General features: G+C 59.5%; 16 protein-coding genes. 10 read left to right on the top strand and 6 right to left on the bottom strand.

The window, feature by feature from the left end; all coding sequences use genetic code 11:
- Positions 1-114: 114 nt before the first annotated feature.
- The 4 genes from Z947_RS0107120 to Z947_RS0107105 all read right to left on the bottom strand — a co-directional run bounded on the left by Z947_RS0107120 (position 115) and on the right by Z947_RS0107105 (position 4,822).
- Entirely contained in the window at positions 115-1,287 is a 1,173-nt protein-coding gene (locus Z947_RS0107120; RefSeq protein ID WP_025043620.1) for an acetyl-CoA C-acyltransferase, read from the bottom strand.
- A complete protein-coding gene (locus tag Z947_RS0107115; protein WP_025043619.1) occupies positions 1,284-3,380 on the bottom strand; it encodes a 3-hydroxyacyl-CoA dehydrogenase NAD-binding domain-containing protein in 2,097 nt (698 codons plus the stop codon). Before Z947_RS0107115 ends, Z947_RS0107120 begins: the two co-directional genes overlap by 4 nt.
- Positions 3,381-3,397: 17 nt before the next feature.
- Positions 3,398-4,174, bottom strand: a complete 777-nt coding sequence (locus tag Z947_RS0107110) for an IclR family transcriptional regulator (RefSeq protein WP_025043618.1) — start codon at positions 4,172-4,174, stop codon at positions 3,398-3,400.
- Positions 4,175-4,339: 165 nt separating this feature from the next.
- On the bottom strand, positions 4,340-4,822 hold the full coding sequence (locus Z947_RS0107105; RefSeq protein ID WP_025043617.1) for a class I SAM-dependent methyltransferase: 483 nt from the start codon (positions 4,820-4,822) through the stop codon (positions 4,340-4,342).
- Between the two features lie 183 nt (positions 4,823-5,005).
- On the opposite strand from Z947_RS0107105, the gene Z947_RS0107100 reads away from it, so the two are divergent.
- From Z947_RS0107100 to Z947_RS0107085, 4 genes are read left to right on the top strand one after another with little or no spacing between them, the layout of a single operon-like run.
- The gene (locus tag Z947_RS0107100; RefSeq protein WP_025043616.1) at positions 5,006-6,775 is read left to right on the top strand and encodes an ABC transporter ATP-binding protein; all 1,770 of its coding nucleotides are present in this window, start codon (positions 5,006-5,008) and stop codon (positions 6,773-6,775) included.
- A complete protein-coding gene (locus tag Z947_RS0107095; protein ID WP_025043615.1) occupies positions 6,768-8,675 on the top strand; it encodes an ABC transporter substrate-binding protein in 1,908 nt (635 codons plus the stop codon). The genes Z947_RS0107100 and Z947_RS0107095 overlap by 8 nt, the downstream gene beginning before the upstream one ends.
- Positions 8,672-9,700 carry an ABC transporter permease gene (locus tag Z947_RS0107090; protein WP_025043614.1) on the top strand — a complete coding sequence of 343 codons (1,029 nt, stop codon included), beginning with the start codon at positions 8,672-8,674 and terminating at the stop codon, positions 9,698-9,700. Before Z947_RS0107095 ends, Z947_RS0107090 begins: the two co-directional genes overlap by 4 nt.
- Positions 9,697-10,851 (top strand): ABC transporter permease, encoded by a 1,155-nt coding sequence (locus Z947_RS0107085; RefSeq protein ID WP_025043613.1) that lies wholly within the window; start codon positions 9,697-9,699, stop codon positions 10,849-10,851. Before Z947_RS0107090 ends, Z947_RS0107085 begins: the two co-directional genes overlap by 4 nt.
- 101 nt (positions 10,852-10,952) lie before the next feature.
- Here Z947_RS0107085 and Z947_RS0107080 read toward each other — a convergent pair whose 3' ends face one another.
- Positions 10,953-11,717, bottom strand: coding sequence for an MBL fold metallo-hydrolase (locus tag Z947_RS0107080; protein WP_025043612.1), 765 nt, complete (start codon positions 11,715-11,717; stop codon positions 10,953-10,955).
- Between the two features lie 107 nt (positions 11,718-11,824).
- Positions 11,825-14,251, bottom strand: coding sequence for a mechanosensitive ion channel family protein (locus Z947_RS0107075; protein WP_025043611.1), 2,427 nt, complete (start codon positions 14,249-14,251; stop codon positions 11,825-11,827).
- Positions 14,252-14,490: 239 nt separating this feature from the next.
- Between Z947_RS0107075 and Z947_RS0107070 the strand changes: the two genes are divergently transcribed.
- The 6 genes from Z947_RS0107070 to Z947_RS0107045 are packed head-to-tail and all read left to right on the top strand — an operon-like array spanning position 14,491 to position 20,493.
- A complete protein-coding gene (locus tag Z947_RS0107070) occupies positions 14,491-15,702 on the top strand; it encodes a glycosyltransferase family protein (protein ID WP_025043610.1) in 1,212 nt (403 codons plus the stop codon).
- A complete protein-coding gene (locus tag Z947_RS0107065) occupies positions 15,699-16,943 on the top strand; it encodes a glycosyltransferase family 4 protein (protein WP_025043609.1) in 1,245 nt (414 codons plus the stop codon). The genes Z947_RS0107070 and Z947_RS0107065 overlap by 4 nt, the downstream gene beginning before the upstream one ends.
- Entirely contained in the window at positions 16,943-18,019 is a 1,077-nt protein-coding gene (locus Z947_RS0107060; RefSeq protein WP_179453250.1) for a glycosyltransferase family 4 protein, read from the top strand. The genes Z947_RS0107065 and Z947_RS0107060 overlap by 1 nt, the downstream gene beginning before the upstream one ends.
- A complete protein-coding gene (locus tag Z947_RS0107055) occupies positions 18,016-18,600 on the top strand; it encodes a histidine phosphatase family protein (RefSeq protein WP_025043607.1) in 585 nt (194 codons plus the stop codon). Before Z947_RS0107060 ends, Z947_RS0107055 begins: the two co-directional genes overlap by 4 nt.
- Positions 18,597-19,742, top strand: a complete 1,146-nt coding sequence (locus Z947_RS0107050; RefSeq protein ID WP_025043606.1) for a glycosyltransferase family protein — start codon at positions 18,597-18,599, stop codon at positions 19,740-19,742. The genes Z947_RS0107055 and Z947_RS0107050 overlap by 4 nt, the downstream gene beginning before the upstream one ends.
- On the top strand, positions 19,735-20,493 hold the full coding sequence (locus Z947_RS0107045; RefSeq protein WP_025043605.1) for a polysaccharide deacetylase family protein: 759 nt from the start codon (positions 19,735-19,737) through the stop codon (positions 20,491-20,493). Before Z947_RS0107050 ends, Z947_RS0107045 begins: the two co-directional genes overlap by 8 nt.

Here is a 20,493-nt window from a genome sequence, read left to right as displayed (position 1 = left end):
TTCTCTCCCTATAAGTCTACCGGTTCCGGTTTCTGTCGCCCCGCAACACGCGGCCCCTGACAGGGGGCGAATGCGTCTTGCGAAGCTGGTGTTCAGAAACGTACGAAAGCGGCTTTAGTAAATTTCGAACAGGCCGGCAGCACCCATGCCGCCGCCAATACACATGGTCACGACACCCAGTTTCGCGCCGCGCCGTTTGCCTTCCAGCAGCAAGTGGCCGGTGCAGCGTGCGCCGGTCATGCCGAATGGGTGCCCGATCGCGATTGAGCCGCCGTTGACGTTGTATTTCTCGGGGTCGATGCCCAATGTATCGCGGGAATAGAGGCATTGTGACGCGAATGCCTCGTTCAACTCCCACAGGTCGATGTCGTCGATTTTCAGCCCGTGACGTTCCAGCAAACGCGGCACAGCGTAGATCGGGCCGATGCCCATTTCGTCGGGTTCACAACCGGCAACAGCAAACCCTTTGAAAGCGCCCAGCGGCTCAAGCCCCTGTTTTTCCGCTTGTTTGCTGTCCATTACCACCACGGCGGCGGCCCCGTCTGACAGTTGGCTGGCGTTGCCTGCCGTCACAAAACCACCTTCGCGCACGGGCTTCAGACCCGCCAGACCTTCAAGCGTTGTGCTGGGGCGATTGCATTCATCCTTGTCGACCGTAACCTCGTGATACGAGATTTCCTTGGTCTCTTTGTCCTGCACACCCATTGTGGTTTTCATCGGCACGATTTCGTCGTCGAATTTGCCGGCAGCTTGGGCCGCGGCAATCCGCTGCTGGCTGCGCAGGCCGAATTCATCCTGATATTCACGGCTCAGGCCATAACGCTCGGCGACAATATCTGCCGTTTCGATCATGGTCATGTAGATGGCGGGCTTGTGCTCCTCCAACCATGCATCCTTGACCGACTTGGAGTGGGGCGCGACCATCGAAATACTCTCGACGCCACCGGCAACCATCGGGCCAGCGCCCTCTTGGGTGATGGCGTTGGCGGCCATTGCAACCGTTTGCAAACCCGAGGAACAGAACCGGTTGACCGTGACACCCGCCGCGGTGATCGGCAGACCCGCGCGCAGGGCGATCTGGCGGGCGATATTGCCGCCGGTCGCGCCTTCGGGGTTGGCACAGCCCATGACCACATCTTCGATCTGGGACGGGTCAATACCGGCGCGTTCAACGGCGTGTTGAACAGCATGTCCGCCCATCGCGGCACCATGGGTCATGTTGAACGACCCGCGAAAAGATTTGGCCAGCCCCGTGCGGGCGGTGGAGACAATTACAGCTTGTTTCATTTTGCGGCGTCCTTGTTCAGATCATCAAATGTGCGGCCTTCGGCCACGAGTTTTTTCAACAACGGGGCAGGTTGCCAGAACCAGGCATCCTCGGACGCATAGGCTTCGATATCGGCCAGAACAGTGTCCAGCCCGACAATATCGGCCCACTTCATTGGCCCCCCCCAATAGCGCGGAAATCCGTAACCGAAGAGCAGCGTCATATCGACGTCCAGCGGACGGCGGGCGATGCCTTCGCCGACGACTTTCGCGGCTTCATTCACCATGGCACACATGTAGCGGCGCACAATCTCTTCATCGGTGAAGGGACGTGGCGTAATTCCAAGCTCGGCTTGTTCGGCGGCAACCAGTTCGCTGATCTTGGGGTTCGGCACACCTGCGCGTTTGCCCGCTTCGTAAAGGTAATACCCCTCGCCGGTTTTCTGGCCGAAATGGCCCTCTTCGCACAGGCGGTCGATATAGGTGGGGACGCGTTCTGCCGGATGGCGATCGGGCGCTTTGCGTTTGCGTGTCATCCAGCCGATATCAAGACCGGCAAGATCGGCGACAGCGAACGGCCCCATAGCGAAACCGAAATCGACCAAGGCTTTGTCGATCTGGTAAGGCGACGCGCCGTCCAGCACCATATGATCCGCAGCCGTACGGTAGGTCGCGAGAATGCGGTTGCCGATGAACCCGTCACACACGCCCGCGCGCACAGAGATTTTTCCAAGTGCCTTGCCCAGTGCAAAACCGGTCGCCACCACATCGGGGGCGGTTTGTTCGGCCACAACCACTTCGAGCAGTTTCATGATATGCGCCGGAGAGAAGAAGTGCAGCCCGATCACATCCGCAGGCCGCGATGTCGCAGCAGCGATTTCGTCAACATCAAGGTACGAGGTGTTGGAGGCCAGAATGCAACCAGCCTTGCAGACCGCGTCGAGCTTGCCAAAGACCTCTTTCTTGACCTCCATGTTTTCGAACACGGCTTCAACCACCAGATCGACGTCTTTCAGACTGTCGTAATCTGTCGACACGGTCAGCGCCTTTTGGGTCAGCGTGTCGAACTTTTCCTGACTGATCTTGCCGCGCTTCAAAGCGCCGGAAAGGTTGCCGCTGATCCGGCCATGGGCGGCCTCGGCGGCCTCGACCGTCATTTCGATCAGCACAACATCAAACCCCGACAGCAGCGCTGCCGTCGCAATGCCTGCGCCCATTGTACCGCCACCAATCACGCCAATGGCTTTCAGGTCTCGGGGCGTAACGCCCTTCAACTCGGGCAGGTTGCCCACCGCGCGCTCAGAAAAGAACGCGTGGATCATGCCCTGACGTTGGTCAGTGCCCATCAATTCAACAAACAGATCACGCTCCTTGGCCATACCTTCGGCAAAGGACAACTCGCTGGCGGCTTGCACGGCGCGAACGGCTGTGGCGGGGCTGATCTGGCCGCGGCCTTTTTGCAGCACCGCATCATAGGTGGCATCCCAGTCAATTGCGGGCGCTGCGGGCAGTTCGCTCACGGGACGGCGCGCCGCACCCTCGGCCAGCAAATCGCTTACATATGACAGACCAACCGCTTCGGGATCGCCTTCGGCGACGCGGTCCACCACGCCCATATCGAGCGCTTCGGCGGCTTTCACCTGACGGCCGCTGGTGATCATATCAAGCGATTTCTCGACCCCTGCCAGACGTGGCAAACGCTGGGTGCCCCCCGCACCGGGGATCAGCCCCAGATGCACTTCGGGCAGGCCGATGCGGGCGCTCGGTTGCGCAATGCGGTAATGCGCGCCCAGCGCGATTTCCAAACCGCCACCCAGAGAGACACCGTGCATGGAGGCAACCACCAGCAAGGGCGATGCTTCGATCCGGGTACAGAGGGCCGGCAGGTTCGGCTCCATCGGTGGCTTGCCGAATTCTGTAATATCGGCACCGGCGATGAACGCCCGCCCCTCGCCCACGATCAGCACTGCGCGCACGCCTTCGTCTGCCTCGGCACGGTCCATCGCGTCCCACAGGCCTTGGCGCACCGCTTGGGACAGGGCATTTACCGGCGGGTTCTGGATGCGCAGCACAGCCACGTCGTCATGTCGGGTATAGGCGATCTTATCGGTCATCATATTCTCCTGAGTGTTCATCCGCGACGGGCCAGTGCAGGCGCATGTCCGGTTCTGTGTTCTAAACGGCGCACAGCGTCCCTGAGGGCGGGGCCGACTTCTGCGACCATCCGCTCATCGGGCAGATCCCTTGGCAAGGCACCGCAGGTAAAGGCGACGGCCTCGCCGAATTCTGTTGCGTAATAGGGAACGCTGACCGCGTTTACCGTGCTGGCGTAACGTGTCGGCGCAGGTGCCATTGCAAAGCCCTGCCCGATCAGCTGGTCATAACCCTCCTGCCGGAATTGCGCCATTTCGCCCGCGTCATCAATTTCCGCGAATTTGGTGGTATCCAGCGAAGCCAACACCGCCAGACCCGATGACGATCCGTAGACCGGAATGCGCTGTCCGGGATCAAGCCAGATCGTCGCCGCACCACTGGGCCGCCACGTTTTGACCAACAACATCCGCGCGCCATCACGCACCGCGATCAGGGCCAGTGTGCGGGTCTCGTCCGCGAGGCGTTGCATGGTGTCGGACGCAAGATCCACAAAGCTGTTGGAAAGGGAGGCAACCGACCCCAGTGCAACCGCCGCCGGCCCCAGCCGGAACCGTTCGTTGCGCCCGCCATGTGCCAGATATCCAAGTTCGCATAGCGTATAGGTCAGCCGTGAAATCGTCGGTTTGGGCAGGCCGGTACGGGCAGCAATTTCGGCATGGGTCAGGCCATTATCGCTTGCGTGAAAAGCCCGCAGAATCCCAAGCCCCCGCCCCAGCGTATTGGCGAATTTACGGTCGGTGGTTTGCGCATTCATTGCGCTGCCCCCTCTGTCCGTTTCGGTCCTGTTTGTCTGGCCTTCTGCACTGACATGCTCCACTTGTTTCACATAGTAAAACTGCATTTCAATTCTTACGCCAAGACGTAAAGACCCCTTGCGATTCCTGCAAGAGGTCTTGATCGTTTAGGTCGTTACGTCGTTTTAGCCGTAGATGAAGCAACTGTTGGGAACAGCATCGGATGGCAACGCCTGTTCGGTCAGCCCGTCGAAATACATCCGGTCGCTGGCAACCATCAGACCGCCCTTGGCCAATAGCGGCTCGACAAGCGGTGAAATCGCTTTCGCAAAGGCGTCATTTTTGGCCGGGTTGTGCCCGCCCAAATCAGCATGGATTAAAGATGCTGTCGAACCGAACCGCTCAAGGGCCTGCACCAGCGTGTCATGGACATCACCAAGGATCAGCATGTCATCGGGTGGCGTGCTTTGCGGGTGCGACGCGACGGCGCGCTCGAAAACATAGATGGCCCGATCCGGCATGTTTTCGGCCATGTGGTGATAAGTACGTCCGTTGCCAAGGCCCAGTTCAAATACCGGCCCGCCCAATGTAGCAGTCTGCGCAATGGCGTGATCCAAACAGGCCCGTTGCGACACCATTCGGTTAATAAAGTGATCAAGACGGCTCATGGCAGGTTCCTTTGGTTTGAAAGAGGCGCAAAATACGCCGTTCCGCCCCTTGTGTAACCTGAATGCACCGACCGGAGCCAGTGCCGTACGGGCACAACCGCGTGAGGGTTTCCTTGCTGGACGGGTCGCCGCAAATCGGCTTCACTCCGAATCCTGAAGCTGTAACACCTCGTTAGGACCCAAATGACCTCTTTGCTGGATGTAGATGCGCTTACGATCGGGTTCGGTGATGCACCGCCCGTTGTAAACGACGTCAGCTTTTCAGTATCCGCAGGAGAGACTTTGGCTTTGGTCGGGGAAAGCGGGTCGGGCAAGACGCTGACCTGCCGCACAGCCCTGCGCATTCTGCCTGCGGCAGCGCAGATCAGAGGCGGTTCGGTGACCTTTGCAGGTCGCGAACAGCCGGTGGATTTGCTTGGCTGCCCCGAACGCCAGATGCGCGCCATTCGTGGCAACCGGATTGCGATGATCTTTCAGGAACCGATGCGGTCCCTGTCACCGCTACACCGGTTGGGACATCAGGTGGCAGAGGTGCTGCGCATTCACCGCGACATGGGCGCGCGCGAAGCCAGAACGCGGGTGTTGGAACAGTTCGATAAGGTCGGGTTTGTCGATCCCGAGCGCGCCTTTTCTAGCTATCCGTTCGAAATGTCGGGCGGCATGCGCCAACGGGCGATGATCGCAATGGCAATGGTCGCACAGCCCGAATTGCTGATCGCCGATGAGCCAACGACGGCGCTGGATGTGACGACACAGGCGCAGGTGCTGGGATTGATCAACGCCCTGCAAAAAGACACCGGCATGGCTGTGATCCTTGTGACGCATGATCTGGGTGTCGTCGCGAATATGGCGCAGCAGGTTGTGGTGATGAACAAGGGCCGCGTGATGGAAGCGGGCCGCGCCGAACATATTCTCGCCGCGCCGGCCCATGGCTACACGGCCAAACTCTTTGCCGCTGCGCCAATGATCCCGACGGTTGCCACGCCCGCGCCCGAACTATCGCATGACGATGTGATCCTCGATCTCAAGAACGTCACCAAGACCTATACCATGCGCGCGCGCGGATGGCGGGCTCCGGTTTCTATCACCGCCTGTCGCGACGTGAACCTGCAAGTGGCGCGCGGCAAAACGCTGGCCGTGGTCGGGGAAAGCGGATCGGGCAAGACGACTTGCGCGCGCGTCGCCCTGGGCGCGGAACGGCCCGACGCCGGTGGCGAGGTTCGGTTTTGCCCTGTCGCGGGCGACCCCGCCCTGCCGGTTCACGACATGAATGCAGCGCAACGCACCGCCTTTCAACGCCAAGCGCAGATGGTGTTTCAGGACCCCTATTCTTCGCTCAGCCCGCGCATGCGGGTGCTGGAGGCGCTGGTCGAACCGATGGAAATCCACAACATAGGCAGCCGTCGCGACCGGATCGAAAAAGCTGCGGAAATGCTGCGTCTGGTGGGGTTGAACCCCGATATGCTGCGCCGCTACCCGCATGCGTTTTCGGGGGGGCAGCGGCAACGCCTGTCTATTGCGCGCGCTCTGACGCTGGACCCGAAACTGCTGATATGTGACGAACCGACCAGCGCTCTGGATGTTTCGGTGCAGGATCAGATCCTGACGCTGCTGGAAGACATCCGTGATCATGCGAACCTGAGCTATCTTTTTATCAGCCACGATTTGGCCGTAGTGGCGCGCATTGCGGATGAAGTGGCCGTCATGCGGGCCGGCGTAATCGTTGAACAGGCCCCGCCGGACACGCTGTTTTACAATCCGCAACACCCCTATACCAAAGCACTGATCGCGGCGCAGCCGGAACCGGATGTGACCCGCCCTATCGACCTTGAACTGGTCTCCAAAGGGGCGGGTGCCCCGACCAGTTGGCCCGAGATGTTCCGCTTTGATGGCACAACCGCGCCGGCCTTGCGTGAATTGGAACCCGGTCATAAGGTGCGCTGCCATGCGTAAGCTCTTTGCCCTTCTTGCCGTACTTGCCGCGCCGGCGCTTGCCCAAACCCCTTTGCAGGAAACCACCTTTTGGGCGCAAGAAGTCGCGGCTGGCAATCTGCCCCCGATTGGCGAACGCCTGCCCGACGCCCCGCTGGTCGTCGATCTTGAAGCGAAAGGGCGCAGTTTTGGCACGCAGGGCGGCACGTTGCGCACGCTGGTGACCCGTTCAAAAGACGTCCGTCAGATGGTCGTTTACGGCTATGCGCGTCTGGTCGGGTACGGCCCGGACTATGAACTTTACCCGGACATCCTGCGCGATGTCGAAGTGATCGAAGACCGCAAGTATATCCTCCACCTGCGCCCCGGTCACCGCTGGTCCGACGGTGCGCCCTTCACCTCTGCCGATTTCCGCTACTGGTGGGAAAAGGTGGTGAACAACCCCGAAATCACCCCCTCCGGTCCGCCTGAATTTATGACCGTCGATGACAAACTGGGCCGCGTCACCTTTCCTGATGATCACACCGTGATCTTTGAATGGGATACGCCGAATTCCAACTTTCTGCCCCTGCTCGCCCAAGCCGCCCCGCCGTTTATTTACCGGCCTGCCCATTATCTGCGCCAGTTCCACATCGATTTTGCCGAGACCGAAACACTCGCCGAAGAGGTCCGCCGCGCCCGGGTCAAAAGCTGGGCCGCGCTGCATAACAAGCGCGACAGCATGTATAAATTCGACAACGCTGACCAGCCGACCTTGCAGCCGTGGATCAATGCCAGCGGGCGCAGCTCACGCAAGCTGTTTGTGCGCAATCCGTTTTACCACAGGATAGATGCGCGCGGCGTGCAATTGCCCTATATCGACGTGGTGAACATGACGATCGTCGGCGGCGGGCTGGTTGCGGCAAAGGCCAACGCGGGTGAAGTGGATTTACAGGCGCGCGGCCTTGATTTTCCCGATGTCTCGATCCTGAAAAAGGGCGAGGCCGATGGCGGCAATTACCGCACGCTTTTATGGGCCAGCGGCGTGGCCAGCCAGATCGCGATCTATCCGAACCTGAATTTCAACGATCCCGTCTGGCGCGAGGTGATGCGCGACGTGCGGTTCCGCCGTGCGCTCAGCCTCGGCATTGACCGGCGCATGATCAACAGGGCGCTTTACTTTGGTTTGGGAAACGAGGGCGGCATGACGGCGCTTTCCTCCAGTCCGCTGTTCAACGAAACCGATCTGCTGGCGTGGTCGGCCATGGACATCGAAGCGGCCAATGCCCTGCTTGATGACATGGGGCTTAGCAATCGCAATGACGCCGGCATCCGCATGTTGCCCGATGGCCGCCCGATGGAGTTTGTGATCGAAACAGCCGGTGAACGGCAAGAAGTGGAAAACGCGCTGGCCATCGTGACCGACACATGGCGCGAGATTGGCATCAAACTGGTGATGCGCCCGCTCGATCGCGATATTTTGCGCAATCGGGTTTATGCAGGCGTCAGCATGGCCGCGATCTGGTTCGGGTGGGACAATGGCCTGCCCACGGCAGCGACCTCGCCCAAATATCTGGCTCCGACCAATCAGGAGTTTTTCGCGTGGCCCAAGTGGGGCCAGTATTACGCAACCGCCGGCAGCGCGGGCGAGCCGCCCGATATCGAAGCCGCCAAAAAGTTGATGCAGCTGGCCGACGATTGGTCCCACACCACAGTGCCTGCGGAACGCAAAGCGATCTGGCGCGCGATGCTGGACATTCACGCAGACCAGCAATTTGCCATCGGCATCCTCTCCGAGGCCCCGCAACCGGTTGTGATCTCCAAACGGCTGCGTAATGTGCCGGAAAAAGCGATCTGGGCCTATGATCCGGGCGCGCATTTCGGGGTACACCGTGTGGATGAATTCTATTTTGACGACGCATTCGAGCAGGTGACGCAATGATCCTGCTGCGCTATGCCGGTTATCGGTTCCTGACGATGTTGCTGACCCTGTGGGTGGTGTCGATCATGGTCTGGATCATCATCAACCTGCCCCCGGGGGATTACCTGTCCAACCAGATCGCCGAATTGCGCGCCACCGGTCAGGCCGAAGGTGTTGCCAAGGCCGAGTTTCTGCGCGCCGAATACGCGCTGGATCGCCCCATTTGGGAACAATATTTCATCTGGGTCGGCATGATGCCCGGTCCCAACGGCTTTTCCGGCCTGCTTCAGGGTGATTTCGGTTGGTCCTTCGAATTTGATCGTCCTGTCGGCGAGATCGTCGGCGATGCACTTTGGCTGACGGTTCTGGTGAACCTCGCCGCTGTTCTGTTTGTCTATGCCGTGGCCCTGCCCCTTGGCGTTCTGGCTGCTGCCAAGTCCGAAACATGGGTGGATTACACCGCCGGTTTTGTCGGATATCTGGGGCTTGCCACGCCCAATTTCCTGCTGGCACTGATCCTGTTCTACTACGGCAATAAATATTTCGATCTTCCGATTGGCGGGCTCATGCACCCCGCGTTCGAGGGCGCGCCGATGACATGGGCCAAGGTCAAATCCATCCTGTTGCACCTGATCGTGCCCACCTTTGTGATCGGCACATCGGGCGCGGCCGCAATGATGCAACGTCTGCGCGCGAATATGCTGGATGAACTCAGCAAACCCTACGTAGAAACCGCGCAGGCCAAAGGGCTTGGGCCGACCAAGATGCTCACCAAATATCCGCTGCGGATGGCGTTCAATCCCTTCGTCGCGGACATCGGCAACCTGCTGCCCGCCATGGTATCGGGCTCGGTGCTGGTCTCCGTCGTGCTGGGCCTGCAAACCATCGGGCCATCCCTGCTGACGGCGCTTAAATCCCAAGACCAGTTTCTTGCCGCTTTCGTGTTGATGTTCGTTGCGATGCTGACGCTGATCGGCACGATGATTTCCGACCTTTTGCTGGTCTTACTCGACCCGCGCATCCGGTACGGAGATCGCAGCAAATGACCGATCACCCCGACAACCGTTATGTCGATCCAGAACCATGGAGCGATGAGGTCGACATCAGCGCGCCAGAACGCTCGGATATGGATGCGCCTGCGTGGCTGCTGACATGGCGCAAATTCAAACGGCATAAACTGGCGCTGGTGTCGGGCCTGTTCCTGTTGACCTGTTATCTGATCCTGCCAATTGCCGGCTTCATTGCCCCCTACACCCCAAATGAACGCAGCGCGGATTACCTCTATGCCCCGCCGCAAAGCGTGAACCTTTGGCACGAGGGCCGCTTTGTCGGGCCGTTTGTCTATCCCACTGTGGCTGAAGCCGACCTTGAGCAGTTCCAATGGCACTATACCACTGATGAAACCACGCCGATGCCACTGGAGTATTTCTGCGAAGGCGAGACCTATCGCCTGTTCGGTCTTATCCCCTCTGACACCCACCTGTTCTGTGCGCCCGACGGGGCCACGATTTTTCTCTGGGGATCTGACAGGCTGGGGCGCGATGTCTTCAGCCGGATCCTGTATGGTGCGCAATTGTCCCTGACCGTTGGCCTGATTGGCATCACCGTGTCATTCCTGCTTGGCATCACCTTCGGTGCAATGGCGGGGTATTTCGGCGGCAAAACCGACTGGGTCGTGAACCGCGCCATCGAAATTCTGCGTTCCCTGCCGGAACTGCCGCTGTGGCTGGCCCTATCCGCTGCCGTTCCATCGAATTGGGGTCCAGTGGCGGTCTTCTTCATCATTTCGATCATTCTCGGCATCCTAGACTGGCCCGGACTGGCGCGCGCGGTGCGCTCGAAATTCCTGTCCCTGCGCGAAGAGGAATACGTCAAAGCCGCAGAAATGATGGGGGCAAAACCATCCCGGGTGATCCGCCGCCACCTTCTACCCAACTTTATGTCCCATCTGATCGCCAGTGCGACCCTGTCGATCCCCGCGATGATCCTTGGTGAAACGGCGCTCAGTTTTTTGGGCCTTGGCCTGCGCGCACCGGCTGTCAGTTGGGGGGTTATGCTGAACGACGCCCAAAACCTCGCCAGCATTGAAATCTACTGGTGGACCGCCATTCCGATGCTGCCAATCATCGTGGTCGTTCTGGCCTTCAACTTCCTCGGCGACGGCCTGCGCGCCTCACTGGACCCCTACAAAAGCTAAGGGCGCTGGCTAATCGCCAACGCCCCCCTTTATCAGGCCGCTAAGATACGGAGGTCCCGCGGCACAGCCGCCGGATTGACGCACATCCCTCCTTGCAATGGTTAACCGTACCAGTTGCCGAACTTCACCTCGGTGTCGCCGCTTACCATTTTCGCGAAAGTTTCGGGATCTTGTGTGCCACCATCACGGCCACGATAGTGATAGGGGTAAACATAGGACGGTGCGAATTCCGAAACGGCAGAGGCGGCCGCATTCGCGTCCATTGTGAACGGAAGGTTCATACAGACAAAGGCCAGATCAATGTCTTGCAGGGCGCGCATTTCGGGAATGTCTTCGGTGTCGCCAGAGACATACATACGGAAGCCCTCGAAGTTCAGCACATAGCCGTTATCGCGCCCCTCGGGGTGAAAATTCTTGCGCTCTTCGGTTGTGTTGTAGGCCGGTATCGCTTCGATCACCATTCCGGCGAAATCGGCGGTGCCGCCGTTGGCCACTTCGCTTGCGCGCGCTTTCAGCGCCTCGGGCAGCTTGCCCATCACCGCAGGGTTGGCGATGATCTGGGTGCTATCAGCGACAATCGCCAATAGAGTCTCTTCCTTATAGTGATCACCATGCTCATGAGTGATCAGGATCAGATCAGGTGCAGGCATATCTTCGTACAGCGCGCCCTCGCCCACCGGATCGACATAGATCGTCCCCTTGGGCGTCTCAAGCACGATCGAGGCATGCGCCACGGGATGTACGGTGATGTTGCCGGCAGGTGTTTCAAAGCTGTCCGCGCCATGTCCGTCCGCATGTGCGGCGAACGGCAAAAGGGTAATGGTTGCGGTAGTCGTGGCAAGGAAATGTCTGCGAGTCTGGGTCATGGGACGCTCCTGTCGTTGGGTTCGATAAAAAGCTAGCGGGCCATTCTTACAAGTCAACGTGCAGCACGGCTCGCGCCGTTCAACATCGCGCCATCGGCAATCTACCGCTAACGGTCATCCCCGTTGGTGTCTGCGCCGCCCTCCAGCATCTCCTCTTCGATCGAGGTCTGCGCTGCTGCGGTGATTGTGTTTTTCTCTTCCTCGCTCAGATCTTCGACTTTGCCATCGGCCAGACGGACCGTCACCTCGCGGTGCGCGAACTTGATGCCTTCGCGTTCGAACAGCTCACGGATATCCTGATAAATCCGTTTGCGGATCACCCACTGGTCCCCGGGTTTTGTCATGAATTTGACGCGGATGATCATCGCGCTGTCCTGCATTTCAATCACGCCTTGGGATTTCAGCGGCTGAATGAAATCAGGGCCGATGACCGGATCTTCCAACAACTGCTGCCCCAGCTTTTTGATCAACTTGCGCACCCGTTCCACATCCGTGTCATAGGTCACCCGCAAGGGCAGTTTCATGATGACCCAGTCGCGCGAATAATTCGTCATCACCTGCAATTCGCCAAAGGGGATGGTGTGCAAAGCGCCAAGGTGGTGGCGCAGCTGGAACGAACGTACCGAAATCTTCTCGACCGTGCCTTTGACGCCGCCAACATCCAAATACTCGCCCTTGCGAAAGGCATCGTCGAACAGGAAAAACGCACCGGCAAATATATCGCGCACCAAGGCTTGCGAGCCAAAACCGACCGCGACACCCACAATACCGGCCCCCGCGAACAACGGTGCAACGTTGATCCCGACCTGCATCAGCACGATCAGCATAATCGTCACCACAACCACAATCAGCATGAAGTTACGGAACAAGGGCAGCAAGGTCGCCAGACGGCTGGCCGAGGTGCCGCCGCCTTCATCGCCCAGCTCGCCCTCTTCCTGATCCCCGACTTCCTCGCGAATTTTCGTGTCAATCCAGATGCGAAAGGCGTGATAGATGATATAGCCGAAAAAGCAGACGACCATGATATCCAGCAACCTGTCCGCAAAGCTTTCGACCATTTGCGCGCTGTCATTGTCCCAGATGTAAAAGAACGCATATGTTCCAGCGACCAACGCTAGAATGCCGGCAACACGACGGGCCAGCCCTTCGAAGGTGTTCAGCGGGTGGCGTGGGGCGATCGCTGCGCGCGCCTCTTCCTCTTCGGCGCGGGTTTCTTCCAGTTCTTGCGTCAGGCGGGCGACTTCTTCGTCATTGGTCGCTTGTGCTTGTGCGGTTGCAAGTGCTTGTTCCTGCTCTTCTTCCTCTTCCATAATCCGGTTCATGCGGCGTAGGGCACGCGCGCGCGCGAAACTGCGTTCGATCAGGAAATTGATCACGCCATAGACCACGATAATCGAAATCAGGATGCCATAGGCCCCCGCAATCAGCGGTACGGCGTTCGGACGGCCAAGCACCAGACCATAGGTCAGCTGGAACCATGCGAAAAGCACGTAAAGGATAACGGCCGGGGCCCAAAGCTGACTAAGCAGCCGCACGCCCATGCTGGTGTTTTCAACAGTCTGGCCATTGCGCAACGCCCCCGAAATGGCGTGCCGGTTGACCAGCACCATCACGATATTAATCAAAACGATAACACCGGACAGGATCGAGGACAGGAAGGCATAGACATCATAGTTCAACCCCAGTTCCGCGATCCATGCGCCGAAAAGGATCGCGCAGATCTCGAAAACCGCCAGTGTCCAAAGCCACCGGTGCAACCGGTTGGCATCCCGATCGCTGAGCGCCGGTATGCGATACTGCGAAAGATAAGGGGACAAGATCATCCGCCACAGGCCCGCGACCAAACGGCAGGTGAAGTAACCGACGTTGATCAACGTGACCGTGAACTGGATTGCCGTGTCTTCAAGGGTGCCAAATACGATTGCACCTATGACATAGGCCACAGCCATCGACACCAGAATACCCCCGACACCGACGATAAACCGCAGGACAAGGAAGGGCATTTTTTCGGCAAACCCTTCGGGGTTTTCGCGCACACGCCGCACAATAATATTACGCATCAACCGTTTGCCGTAAATTTCACGTTCGAACAGAACACCCGCAGCAAACAAGAGCAGACTATAGGCAAGCGCCTTTCCAAAGGCCATCAAACTGCCGTCAGGACTGGCCGCACGCAGGACATAGAGCACTTCGTTAAAGGCGGCCGGTAGTTGCAACATCCGGTCCAGCAAAGCCGCGCGAAACCGCACAGTGCTGTCCTGTAGCGCCATCAGGGTCGATCCCTCCTGCGTGCCCTCGGCCTGCGCGGGCAAGGCTGGCGGGTCCGGTTGCAACAGGTTTCCCTCGCGGTCGATGACCACAACGCCAACCCCGTTCTCTGCCGCCTGACGCATGATCTCTTCGATCTTGGCACTCTGTTCGTCGGCCGCCGGTTTGGTGCCGGTGACAAAGGGAATGCCCTGCGCCTGCACAGGGGCGTGGAACGCACCGAACAAAAGGCTAAAAAGGAGAGAGACCAAAAGGATCAGGCGCATGAGCATTCCGAGGTTCGAAAAAGTTAAACCACGCTAGGCCACTGCCATAGGGATTGTAAATCGTGCAGCACAGCCCCGATGCACATAACCGTGATCCTTGGTGTTTTACAAAGCCCTGCGAATTATGTCATAGCGGAATGGGGCTGGTGCATGCAGCACCCTCAATTCACAGACGAATCCTGCGGGGGTCTGTTCACAGGCTAAGCCACGAATAACGCGTGGTGGAAAAGGTGACACTTATGGTGCCAACACCCTCGCACAGCAACCGCGGCGCGACACGTGCACGCCGGATTATGTTTTACAGTCACGATACCTTCGGTTTGGGGCATCTGCGCCGCTCGCGGGCGTTGGCGACGGCCCTGACCCAAGCGGACCCAGAAGCATCGGCGATCATTCTGACCGGATCGCCAATGGCGGGGCGGTTCACCTTTCCCGAACGGGTTGATCACATCCGTCTGCCCGGCGTGACCAAAACACCCGATGGCAGCTATATCAGCCAAACTTTGGGATTGGACATCGACGACACCACGTCGCTGCGCGCGGGGCTGATCCAAAGCGCGGTCGAACGGTTCGAACCGGATTTGTTGATTGTCGATAAAGAACCCACCGGCTTTCGCGGCGAATTGCTGCCAACGCTGGAATATCTGCGCATGCGCGGGCGGGCGCGCGTGGTTTTGGGGCTGCGCGATGTGCTGGACGAACCCGAAGTTCTGGCCGCCGAATGGACCCGCAAGGGCGCGTTGGCCGCAGCCGAAAACCTATATGACGAGATTTGGGTTTACGGGGTGCGCGATGTTTACGACCCCTCAGAGGGCCTTGCCCTTTCTCCGGAAACCCGCGCCAGAATGCATTGGACCGGCTATTTGCGCCGCCAGGTTACTGATGCATCAGACGTGCCAGACACCCCCTATGTCCTGATCACACCGGGCGGCGGCGGCGATGGTGCAGCGATGGTCTCGCTGGTGCTGTCCGCCTATGAACAGGACCCTGAACTCGGGCCGGATGCGATGTTGATCTACGGGCCGTTCCTGTCCGGCGAAGTGCGCGATGCCTTTGACGCCCGTGTGGCAAAACTGAACGGGCGGGTCACTGCCGTGGGTTTTGACAGCCGGATCGAGGCGCTGTTTGCCGGTGCCGTCGGGGTGGTTTGCATGGGCGGGTACAATACCTTTTGCGAGGTCTTGTCGTTTGACCGGCCCGCCGTGATCGTACCGCGCACCAAACCACGGCTGGAGCAATGGATCAGGGCCAGCCGCGCCGAAGAACTGGGGCTGGTGCGGATGCTGGATGAATTTCGTGACGGGATGACAACCGATGCAATGATCGCGGCCATTCGCGCCTTGCCCGATCAACCCAAGCCCTCTGCCGCCGGGGCGGATGGATTGCTTGACGGGTTGGATGTGGTTGTGCGCCGTGCGCTAGCTTTGATGGAAAAAGGATCAAGCCGATGACCAAGCCTCCCCGTCTTGCCGTCGTGGTCAAAGGCTGGCCGCGCCTGTCCGAAACCTTCATCGCGCAGGAACTTGTCGCCTTGGAAGAGGCCGGTCTGGATTTCGACATCTGGTCGTTGCGCCATCCGACCGACACGAAAACCCATCCGCTGCATGACCGGCTGCAGGCGCCTGTCCACTATCTGCCGGAATACCTGCGTGATGATCCGGCCCGCGTTGCCCGTGCCATGGGGGCCGCAGCCGAGATGCCGGGGTTCGAAGCTGCCGCTGCCGCATTTGTCGCAGACCTTGAACGCGACGACACGGCGAACCGCCGCCGCCGTTGGGGGCAGGCCTGTGTGATGGCCTATGAATTGCCCGCCGATGTGCGCGGCATTTATGCGCATTTCCTGCACACGCCGTCATCCGTGGCACGCTATGCCGCGATCCTGCGCGGGCTGCCATGGTCGTTCTCTGCCCATGCCAAGGACATCTGGACCTCCCCCGATTGGGAGTTGCAGGAAAAGTTGTCGGGTGCCACGCATGGGGCGGCTTTTGGCGCGACCTGTACGCGCTTCGGCGCAGAGCATTTACAGGCAATGGCAGATACGCCGTCACGGGTGGATCTGGTCTATCACGGCCTTGATCTGGGCCGCTTTCCTGCGCCGCCCACCCGTGCCTTGCGCCAACCCGACGCGCCCTTTGCCATGATGTCCGTCGGACGTCTGGTCGAGAAAAAGGGATATGATAACCTGCTGGACGCTTTGGCCCTGTTGCCGGCGGCGCTGGATTGGCATTTCACCCACATCGGCGGCGGGGCTTTGGACGCTGAAATGCGAGCGCGCGCCGACCGGCTGGGCATTGCCAGCCGCATCACGTGGCGCGGTGCCTGCGACCAGCCAGAGGTGATTGCCGCCATGCGCAAGGCCGACCTTTTTGTGCTGCCCTCACGTATCGCTGCCGATGGCGACCGCGACGGGTTGCCCAATGTCCTGATGGAAGCAGCCAGCCAGAAGCTCGCGATCCTCAGCACACCGGTCTCGGCCATTCCCGAATTTATCGACACCGGCGTGCATGGCATTCTCAGCGACGACGCGCCTGCCGCCCTTGCGATCGAGATGGCGAAAATGGCCGCCGATCCGGCAGGCACAACAGCAATGGCGAACGCTGCCTTTACCCGACTTACCGCCCATTTCCTGATGCACCCCGGGATCGAACACCTGACCAAGCGTTTGACCGCGATGTTGACGGCACAGGGCTGATGCGGCTGGCCTTTTATGCACCGATGAAATCCCCGACCCATTCGGTGCCGTCCGGGGATCGCAACATCGCGCGTTCCTTGATTGCGGCCCTGAAACACATGGGCGCGGAAGTCACGTTGGCCAGCACATTGCGCAGCCGCGATGGCAAAGGGGACGAGCGCGTTCAGCACAGTTTGCAAGACGCAGCGCAAAGCGAAGTGGACCGGTTGATCCCACGGGGCCGAACCGCCGGGTGGCAGGCATGGATCACCTATCACAACTATTACAAAGCTCCCGATCTGGTCGGCCCCAACGTCAGCAAGGCCTTGGGCATTCCCTATCTACAAATCGAATCCACCCGCGCCCGCAAGCGGTTAACCGGTGCATGGGCCGGTTTCGCCAGAGCCGCCGAAGCCGCCGCAGATGCAGCAGACGTTGTGTTTTACTTCTCTACCCGCGACGCTGTTGGTCTGCGCGAAAACGCAACTGCGTCGCAACACCTTGTCCATCTGCGCCCTTTCCTGCCCGCCGTTTCAGTGCCGCAGGTCCAGGCCAGTGATGGCGCGATGCTTAGCGTTGGTATGATGCGCGCCGGTGACAAAATGGCCTCGTTCGAGATCATAGCAAAAACCCTTGCGCTATTGTCTTACGACAACTGGCACCTTGATATTGCCGGTGATGGCCCCGCCCGCGCCGATGTCGAAGCCTTGATGGCACCCTTTGGGACGCGCCTGCGGTTTCTGGGACAACTCGATCCCGATGCCCTGAGCACCGCCTATCAAAACGCCAGTCTGATGTTCTGGCCCGGCGTGAACGAGGCCCTCGGCATGGTCTATCTGGAGGCGCAAGCCGCCGGTCTTCCCGTGCTTGCGCAAGATCGCCCCGGCATGCGGGAAGTTCTGGCCCCTGCGCGTTACCCCGCACCCGATGAAGGCCCTGCCGGACTGGCGCGCGTATTGGACGAAATGCTCGCCAACCCGTCGCAACGCCGCCAGTCAGGCAAGGCGGCGCAGGACTATGTCGCGCAGCATCATCTGATGCCAGCTGCCGCGTCTACGTTGCGCGACGGATTAGCCCGTGTGGGGGTAACCTTATGATCCGTCTCGCCCTTTTGCGTCACGGTCACACAGAGTGGAACCGCGCCGGCCGAATTCAGGGCCGTACCGATATCCCACTGGATGCTGAAGCTAAACGTGATCTTTCCAAGCTCATGCTGCCCGCCGCGTGGCAGGAGGCCACCGTGTTTTCCAGCCCCCTGTCGCGCGCCGCCGACACCGCGCGGATCGTCGCGGGCAAAGAGCCGCACACAGTTCCTGCCCTGATCGAAATGAACTGGGGCGCATGGGAGGGCAAGTTTGGCAAGGAAATGCGCGCCGATCCCGATAGCGGGTATCGCGACATTGAAACTTGGGGATGGAATTACACGCCACCGGGCGGAGAGCCGCCATTGGCCCTACTCAACCGGCTGGAACCTTGGGTCGCGCAGCTGCACGGAAACAGCATTGCAGTTTGCCATATCGGTGTGATGCGGGTTCTTTTGGCACGTGCCACGGGGTGGCAATTTGACGGCCCCGCCCCATTTCAAATCAAACGCAACAGGCTTTATATCATCGAGATCACAGGCAAGGACTGGCATTTGCAAAACGAACCGGTGCGACTGGTGGCGCGGCCCACATGAAGGTGATGATTGTCGTTACCCATCTGCTTGGCACGGGGCATCTGACGCGGGCCATGACGCTGGCGCAGGCGTTTCAGTCTGCGGGCCACCAGCCGGTTGTGGTTTCCGGCGGAATGCCAGTCGCGCGCTTGGCGTCAAGCGAGATCAAGCTTGAGCAACTGCCGCCCCTACGTTCTGACGGTGTTGATTTCAGCCGGCTTCTGGATGTCGCCGGGGAGGTTGCAAACATTTCCTTGATGGAAACGCGACAGGCACAACTGATTGCAACGCTTCATGCCTTTCAGCCTGATGCGCTGATCACAGAGCTGTTTCCGTTTGGCCGCCGTATTCTAAAGGACGAATTCACCGCGCTGCTGGCTGCGTCAGAAACAATGCCGAAACATCCCATTGTGTGCGCGTCGATCCGCGACATTCTTGCCCCGCCCAGCAAGCCGAAAAAGGTGGTCTTCGCGGATGAGATCATCGATACATATTATGACGGCGTTCTTGTGCACTCCGACCCCGATGTCGCCCCGCTTGACCTCAGTTGGCCGGTTTCGGACGCGCTGCGCGACAAGCTGCGCTATACCGGTTTTGTCGCCCTGCCCCCCGCCTTGCCGCATCCCGACGGTGCAGGTACGGGCGAAGTAATTGTCAGCGCAGGCGGCGGTCCGGTGGGCGAAAACCTTTTTCGATGCGCCCGCGCCGCGGCCAAGCTGGACGCAGCACGGGTTTGGCGTTTGTTGATAGGCGGGCAAGCGGCGCAAACAACAATTGCCGCCTTGCAGGAAGGTGCACCGGACAATGTGATCGTCGAAAGCACACGGCCCGATTTCCGGCAGATGTTGAACCATGCGGCGGCGTCGGTTTCCTTTTGCGGGTACAACACCGCGCTGGACCTGCTGCAAACCACATGCCCTGCGGTGTTTGTGCCCTTTGACGATGGCAACGAGGTTGAACAGGGCATTCGTGCAAATGCCCTTGCCCGCTCTGCTGGTATTGAAGTGGTGACGTCGGACGCTTTGACAGATGAAAAACTGCTTGCCGCTGTGACCCGCGCGATCTCAGATGGCGGTGCACGGCAAAAACACACGCAAATGTTCGGGGCGGAAACCTCTGTTGAAATCGTTGCGAATATGGTGAGGGAGCGGGAACGTGGTTGACTGGACAGGCTTGCAAAACGAGCTGCGGATCTGGCAGGCCGAGGGGCTTTACCTACCGCTCTGGTGGCGTGATGATGATGCGGTAAGCATGACAGCAGCCCTTGACCGGATGACCACCCGGGCCACCCAGTTGAACATGCCGGTTCATATCGCGGTAATTCCCAAACATGCGGACCAGACCCTTGTTGATGCTGTCGCAGAAACGCAAAAACTTGTGCCGCTCGTCCATGGGTGGGCACATGAAAACCACGCCACTGCGGGCCGGAAAAAATCCGAATTCGGTGAGCCGCGACAAGGGCAGCTGGAAGAGATCGGCGCAGCGATCGGCCAGATGAGAAACCTGTTCTCTACGGCCCTCGCAGAGATTTTCGTCCCGCCGTGGAACCGGATTGATCCCGCCTTGGTCCCGCAACTTTCTGCCCTTGGATACCGTGGCCTGTCCACATTTACACCCCGCGAAACGCGAACGCCGGCTGACCTTTTGGTTCAGATCAACACCCATATCGACCCCATCGACTGGCGTGGTGGTGGCGGGTTGCGATATCCCGAGGACCAGCTTTCAAATCTGACAGAGTACCTGCGCGACCGGCGCGAAGGGCGTGCGGATGCGGCTGAACCCTTGGGCATGCTGACGCATCATTTGGTGCAGGATGACGCGACATGGGCGTTTACACATGAGTGCCTGTCGCGTCTGCTGGATGCGGGGGCAACGCCCTTGAACCTGCGCGATGTGATACAGGACCTGCCCTAA

Source organism: Sulfitobacter geojensis (genome assembly GCF_000622325.1).
Lineage (GTDB): Bacteria > Pseudomonadota > Alphaproteobacteria > Rhodobacterales > Rhodobacteraceae > Sulfitobacter > Sulfitobacter geojensis.
The sequence above is the reverse complement of the archived record's forward strand: the minus strand, read 5'-3'. Positions and strand labels throughout refer to the sequence as shown.